The organism is Telluria sp. Soil_C_11 (genome assembly GCF_057657395.1).
The window spans coordinates 1-4,063 of record NZ_JBDGIN010000041.1 but is presented as its reverse complement, the minus strand read 5'-3'; the positions used below and the strand labels follow the sequence as shown (position 1 = coordinate 4,063).

Below are 4,063 nucleotides of genomic sequence, written 5' to 3'. Positions count from 1 at the left end.
TGGCGTATGGTTTTCGCGACGCATCCTATTTCTTCCTGAAAATCAAGGATGCATTCCCCGGCAAAGCGCGATGAACCTTATAAAATGGCACGGAAAGTCGTCCACGAAAGGCCACTCCCGTGCAAGAGCAACACCCCTTCCCCTTTCTGCGGGAAATCCTGCTGTTCCTCAGCCTCGCCGGCATCCTGATCCCGCTGCTACAACGCCTGCGCATCAACCAGGTGCTGGGCTTCCTGGCGGTCGGCACCCTGTTCGGCCCGTTCGGCCTCGGAAGACTCGCCCAGGACCAGCCCTGGCTGGCCTGGTTCACCTTCCCCAACAACGAAGACGTCGCCATGCTGGCCGAACTCGGGGTCCTGTTCCTGATGTTCATGATCGGCCTCGAGCTGTCGGCGGCGCGGCTGTGGGCGATGCGGCGCTGGGTGTTCGGCGCCGGCTCGGCCCAGGTACTGCTGTGCGCCCTGCTGATCGGCGGCGCCGTGTACTTGCTGCTTGGCCAGTCGATGGCGGCCTCGCTGGTGCTCGGCCTGGTGCTGTCGCTGTCCTCGACCGCGGTCGTGATGCAGCTCCTGAGCGAGCGCCACACCACCGGCACGCCGCTGGGCCAGGCCGCCTTCGCCGTGCTGATGCTGCAGGACCTGGCGGTGGTGCCGATCCTGATCCTGATCGGCGCGCTCGGTGGCGGCGGGAGTGAAAACGTGGCTGTGCTGGCGCTGCTGGCGATGGGCAAGGCGGCGCTGGCGATCGCCCTCATCTATCTGATCGGCGGGCGCGTGATCCACCCGCTGTTCCGCGCCTTCGCCCGCCAGCGCCAGCCGGACGTGTTCATGGCGTTGATATTGCTGTCGACCTTCGGCATCGCCAGCCTGTCGCAGATGGCCGGGCTGTCGATGGCGCTGGGCGCCCTGATCGCGGGGCTGCTGCTGGCCGAGACCGAGTTCAAGCACGAAGTCGAGCTGATGGTCGAGCCTTTCAAGGGCCTGCTGATGGGCCTGTTCTTCATGACGGTCGGGATGGGCATGGATCCGCTGCAGATCGTGCAGGCGCCGCTGTGGCTGGCCTGCGCGGTGGCCCTGCTGATCGCCCTGAAGGCGGTCGTGATCGCGCCGGTGCTGCGCCTGGGCGGCCTGTCGTGGGGCCGCGCCGTCGAGGGTTCCCTGCTGCTGGGCCAGGGCGGCGAATTCGCCTTCATCGTGATCGGCTACGCGATCAGTTCGAAGCTGCTGGATCCTGGCCTCGGCGGGCGCGCCATGCTGGCGGTGGGCCTGTCGCTGTTCCTGACGCCGCTGCTGGCGAGAGTCGGCCGCGGCATCGGCGAGCGCGCGGAAAGCCAGGCCGGCGAACAGCAGGCGCAGCAGATGGACGCCAGCCTGGAAGCGGCGCGCGGACGCGTGATCATCGCCGGCTTCGGCCGCGTCGGCCAGCAACTGGCCAAACTGCTGACGGCCCAGGGCATCCCCTACATCGCCTTCGAGAACGACGCCAGGCTCGTGTCGAAGCTGCACAAGGAAGGCGTGCCGGTCTGGTTCGGCAACGCCTCGCGCCCCGAGCTGCTGCGCCGCGTGCATGCCGACGAGGCGCCCGCCATCGTGCTGACCATGGACCACCCCTCCTCGGCGTTGCAGGCGGTGCGCGGGATCCGGCGCGAGTTTCCGCACGCGCGCCTGTTCGCGCGCTCGCGCGACGAGAAGCACGCGCGCTCCCTGAAGCTGGCCGGCGCCAGCGTGGTGGTGCCGGAGACGCTGGAAGCCAGCCTGCAGCTGTCGGCCTTCGTGCTGGAAGCGATGGGCCTGGACGAGCGCGAAGTCGACGGCATCGTCGACCGCGAGCGCGACCAGTTCGCGCAGGCGCTGACGGCGCCGGGTAGCGCTGCGTAATCCGCCCGATATAATTTGCACCGACAACAACTCATCGATTGGGGACAAGATGGCATCCGAGAAGAACACCCTGCCTGGCGCATTGAGTCATATCCGCGTGCTCGACCTCTCGCGCGTGCTGGCCGGGCCGTGGTGCTCGCAGAACCTGGCCGACCTCGGCGCCGACGTGATCAAGATCGAGCGCCCGGACAACGGCGACGATACCCGCGCCTGGGGCCCGCCCTACGCCCCCGATGCGGACGGCAAGGCGACCAGCGAGTCGGCCTATTACCTGTCGGCGAACCGCGGCAAGCGCTCGGTGACGGTCGATATCGCCAGCCCGGACGGCCAGGCGCTGCTGCGCGAACTGGTGCGTCACTGCGACGTCGTGCTGGAAAACTTCAAGGTCGGCCAGCTGAAACGCTACGGCCTGGACTACGACACGCTGAAAGCCATCAAGCCGGACCTCGTGTACTGCTCGATCACCGGCTTCGGCCAGGACGGCCCCTACGCGCACCGCGCCGGCTACGACTTCCTGATCCAGGGCATGGGCGGGCTGATGTCCGTGACCGGCGAGCGGGACGAGCTGCCGGGCGGCGGCCCGCAGAAGGCCGGCGTAGCCCTGACGGACCTGATGACCGGGATGTACGCGACCATCGCCGTGCTGGCGGCCCTGACCTACCGCGACCGCACGGGCGAAGGCCAGTACATCGACATGTCCCTGCTCGACACCCAGGTGGCGATGCTGGCCAACGTCGGCAGCAACTACCTGAACAGCGGCAAGCGTCCCAAGCGCTGGGGCAATGCCCACGCCAACATCGTGCCCTACCAGACCTTCGCCTGCGCCGACGGCCACATCATCGTCGCCGCCGGCAACGACGGCCAGTACCAGAAGTTCGTGCAGGCCGGCGGCCGGCCGGAGCTGGCGTTCGACGAGCGCTTCGCCACCAATCCGCTGCGCGTGAAGAACCGCGACGTGCTGGTGCCGATGCTGGCCGAGATGGTGAAAGAGCGCGGGCGCGACGAGTGGATCGCGATGCTGGAAGACGTGGGCGTGCCCTGCGGCCCGATCAACAACCTGGACGAGGTCTTCGCCAACGAACAGGTGCAGGCGCGCGGCATCGAGATCGCCCTGCCGCACCCGACCGCCGGCGAGGTGAAGCTGGTGCGCAGCCCGATGCGGATGTCGGCGACGCCGGCCACCAGCGGCAAGGCGCCGCCGCTGCTCGGCCAGCATACCGGGGAGGTGCTGGCCGAGATCCTGGGCAAGAGCGGCGAGGAGATTGCCGCTCTCAAGGAGAAGAAAGTTCTCTGATTAGTGGAGCTGGTGCTTCAGGTTGGACAACTCGGCGTGCACTTTCGTGACCGCCGACTCCAGCTGCGGTGACATGCTGGATGCCGAGCGGCTCAGGCGCTTGGCTTCGTCGCCCATCGATTCGAGGTTGTCGACGCATTCGACCATGCGCTGCTGGTCGCTCGACTGCATCACTTGCTGGGCCTGCTGGGATTCACGGGCCATTTTCTCGATGCAGTTCTTCAGGTCATCCGGGGCGTCGTGCGAACGGCAGGCCTGCTCGGCCTCCTGGATGGTCTGCTGGATGTGGGAAAAGCGCTGCTGGATTTCGCGTGCTTGCAACATGACGTACTCCTTGCAGTGGTTGGAACAGGAGGTGCATGGTAGTCCCGTTGACGGGAGGGTGGCGCACGAACGGTGTGCTTGGGTTGGCGAGCTCAGCCTTTTGAATTGACGAATTTAATCAAAGAATTCATATTTCCTCCGTTTCAAATTAAAAATTTGCCGAATTTATGCGACTTGCGTCCAACTCATTTTCGATGTAGTCATCCATAACACTGCTAGCTCCCTTGAACGTCTTGCGCAAAAAGCTTATCTGCCACAGCCGACCACAGTCGGAGCGATCGATGATACGTCAGCAGCCAAAAGAGCTCGAGTCGAGCCACGCTGCAGCCCCCAAAGATCATTATGGGGGCAAGTCTTCCGTAGGGATGACGATGAGTGGCCGCTGTAATTGCGGGTCGCGCTGGTACCAGCGCAGCTTTGGGTTGTCTAAACGAACTTCATTGAAGTTCGCCCAATTCGTCGGCGCGACTAACACTTCACTTTGATCCTTCGGTAATCCCCCCATTTTTAGAGCGCGCTAAAAGTAGAGGTTAAGCGGCAAGGGCAAGTTTCTGTTTTGGTGTGATGC

The 4,063-nt window shown here is 64.9% G+C and carries 3 protein-coding genes; 2 read left to right on the top strand and 1 reads right to left on the bottom strand.

Annotation, left to right across the window (positions count from 1 at the left end):
* Nucleotides 1–119: 119 nt before the first annotated feature.
* Both AC3A6M_RS24715 and AC3A6M_RS24710 read left to right on the top strand, forming a co-directional pair.
* Nucleotides 120–1,877, top strand: coding sequence for a cation:proton antiporter domain-containing protein (locus AC3A6M_RS24715; protein WP_487855342.1), 1,758 nt, complete (start codon nt 120–122; stop codon nt 1,875–1,877).
* 49 nt (nt 1,878–1,926) lie between these two features.
* Complete coding sequence (locus AC3A6M_RS24710; protein WP_487855341.1) at nt 1,927–3,171, top strand: CaiB/BaiF CoA transferase family protein; 1,245 nt, start codon at nt 1,927–1,929, stop codon at nt 3,169–3,171.
* Here the strand turns inward: AC3A6M_RS24710 and AC3A6M_RS24705 are convergent, their stop codons facing one another.
* Nucleotides 3,172–3,495 carry a hypothetical protein gene (locus AC3A6M_RS24705; protein ID WP_487855340.1) on the bottom strand — a complete coding sequence of 108 codons (324 nt, stop codon included), beginning with the start codon at nt 3,493–3,495 and terminating at the stop codon, nt 3,172–3,174. It lies immediately after the preceding gene.
* Nucleotides 3,496–4,063: the final 568 nt, after the last annotated feature.

Excerpts from the sequence above, each read along its gene's own strand:
- AC3A6M_RS24710 (WP_487855341.1), top strand. The coding sequence starts at position 1,927 with ATGGCATCCGAGAAGAACACCCTGCCTGGCGCATTGAGTCATATCCGC.
- AC3A6M_RS24705 (WP_487855340.1), bottom strand. The coding sequence starts at position 3,495 with ATGTTGCAAGCACGCGAAATCCAGCAGCGCTTTTCCCACATCCAGCAG.